2 protein-coding genes are annotated in these 2352 nt (G+C 51.4%); both read left to right on the top strand.

Features of this window, described 5'->3' with window-relative positions; translation table 11 throughout:
- Window positions 1–292 precede the first annotated feature (292 nt).
- Window positions 293–1276: a zeta toxin family protein gene (locus B2Y11_RS04760; protein WP_291056844.1), complete on the top strand. Its 984-nt coding sequence runs from the start codon at window positions 293–295 to the stop codon at window positions 1274–1276.
- A gap of 45 nt (window positions 1277–1321) precedes the next feature.
- Window positions 1322–2206 (top strand): tRNA epoxyqueuosine(34) reductase QueG, encoded by an 885-nt coding sequence (queG, locus tag B2Y11_RS04755; protein ID WP_291056842.1) that lies wholly within the window; start codon window positions 1322–1324, stop codon window positions 2204–2206.
- Window positions 2207–2352: the final 146 nt, after the last annotated feature.

Below are 2352 nucleotides of genomic sequence, written 5' to 3'. Positions count from 1 at the left end.
CTGACGCTCAGGATGACAGTGGGAAGCGGTCCCCCGATCCTCGATCCCGATCTTCGATCCCAGCCGCTCCGCGGCTGCACGCCTGCCACCACCCTTTGAACCCGCTTCACCTTCTTCACCTTTTGAACCCGAGCCGACAAAGTCGACCCTTTTATTTCTTTCATAGACAAATTCCCTGCACTTTGTTATGATTGAGAAGAATATATATGTATTTTGAAAAGGAGTTGGTCAGGCTATGCCCTATGACGAGCGGACAATCAGCGAATTAAGTGAATCAGCGGAAATTACCCCTATGGGAATACAGCTGGAAGTGAATGCGGAGATTTTCACCACCATTCATAACCTGCTTTGGACTATGAAAGATGAAGTGGAAATTGACAGGGCCGACGAGTCCCGTCTTTACAGTCTCTGGCGCACCACCATCCGCGAGATGTCACTCATTGAGCTCAGCAAAGGACATGGTCTTCCTATGTCCACCCAGGTGAGCATGCTCCAGGAAGCCTATAATATAGAGACCCGGTACATGGCAGACCAGATCTTCCGTCCGGTGAGCGCCAAATTTTCCCGCCAGCTGGTGGAGAAGGAAAGCGCCTTTGAAAGGGATGAAATGGACACCCTTTTTGAAAAGACTGTATGGCCTTCTGTCCGTGAAAATAAGACGGGAAACCAGAAGCATCCCATGGCCTTTATCATTGCAGGACAGCCGGGCTCCGGAAAAACACGGATGTCCTCCATGATTATCGAGGAATACGGCGGAAACATCATCCAGTCCATGGGCGACAATTTCCGCAGCTTCCATCCCCGTTTCCGGGAACTGATGAAAAAATACGGCCAGTACTGCGCCTGTTTTTCCATCGAACAGGGCAAGTACCTGTCGGACCTCACCATGAAGAAGGCGGCGGAAGGAAGATACCATATCCTGCAGGAAGGATCCTTGGAAAATGTATCCCATACCCTGGATTACATTTCCTACCTCAAGGACATGGGCTATGAAATCTGCGTGCTCCTCCGGGCCTGCCCGAAGAAAGAAAGCTGGAAAGCCATTCACCAGCTCTTCCTCCAGCAGCGTCTGAAAGCGCCGGGCCTATCCAGACTGATTACGAAAGATCACCACGACAAAGCATGCATGGCATTTCTTTCAGCCACCAACGACCTTATCAGCCAGAACCTGATGGACCGGCTCATTATCAAGAGCCCCAAAGGCCTTCTCTATGACAGCGACGATATGCCTACGGAAAGAGTGAGCGAACTTCTGGCCAAACGAATGGTAAAATAACGCAGCGGCGCTTTCCCAAGCGCCGTTTTTTTATAAGGAAACATGATGAACCCGAAAACACTATTTCTGGATACGGCAAGATCCCTGGGCCTTACAGCCTGCGGCGCCTGCAGTATCCATTTTTCTGAAGAACTTTCCAAGGGCCTTTCCCAAACAGGCCCCGTCCCCTTTGCGCCGGCGGAATTGGAAAAGCGGCTTTCGCCGGAAACCCTCCTTCCCGGTGCCAAATCCTTTTTCGTTATCCTTTTCCCCTATAAAGCAGAAGAAAAGGAAAGAGGAAACATCGCCCTTTACGCCCGCCCTGAAGATTATCACCGCATCAATCACCGGTATATGGAAAAAATCATAAACCACATGAAATCCATCTATCCGGAAGATGCATTCAAAGCCCTTACCGATACCTCCCCCATGGTGGACCGGTGGCTTGCCTATGCGGCGGGATTAGGATTCTTCGGCAGGAACCACTGCCTCATTCATCCCCGTTTTGGCTCCTATGTTACCATCGGCGCCATCCTCACCACCCTTCCCCTCACTCCCGACAAGCCCCTCACCCTTTCCTGCGGCACCTGCCGTCTCTGTGAGAAGGCCTGCCCCGGGAAAATCATAGGGAAAGAGCCTTTCAATCCATGGCGCTGCAAATCCTACCTCACCCAGAAAAAAGAAGACCTCCGGGAAGAGGAAAAGGAAATCATCAAAAGAACGCCGCTTATCTTCGGCTGCGACGCCTGCCAGAACTGCTGTCCCTATAATCGTAAAGCGCCCCCCTCTCCCCTGCCGGAAATCCACGAAAAAAGGATTCCCCTTCTCACCGGAGAAATGATGGAATCCCTGTCTAACCGCAGCTTCAATAAAATGTATAAAAATTACGCCTTTGCCTGGAGAGGGAAAAAAGTCCTTCTTCGGAACTGGAAGATTATGAATGAGAAATAGAGGGCCACGGAGTGGCCCAGGTTCAGAGGGTTCAGAAGGGAAGGTTGACGGGGCCTTTGGCCCCGAAGGTTGTGTAGCAGGGTTATGTCCCCAGGGGGGAAACGACTCACTACATTTTGTGCATCGCTTCGCTCAGGGGGCAACAG

This window comes from Dialister sp. UBA1703, assembly GCA_002320515.1.
In the GTDB taxonomy this organism is placed as follows: domain Bacteria; phylum Bacillota; class Negativicutes; order Veillonellales; family Dialisteraceae; genus Dialister.
This window is presented reverse-complemented; position numbering and strand designations above follow the sequence as displayed.

Bases quoted from the DNA above. Each gene is read 5' to 3' on its own strand.
- B2Y11_RS04760 (WP_291056844.1), top strand. From the start codon at position 293: ATGGGAATACAGCTGGAAGTGAATGCGGAGATTTTCACCACCATTCAT.
- queG (WP_291056842.1), top strand. From the start codon at position 1,322: ATGAACCCGAAAACACTATTTCTGGATACGGCAAGATCCCTGGGCCTT.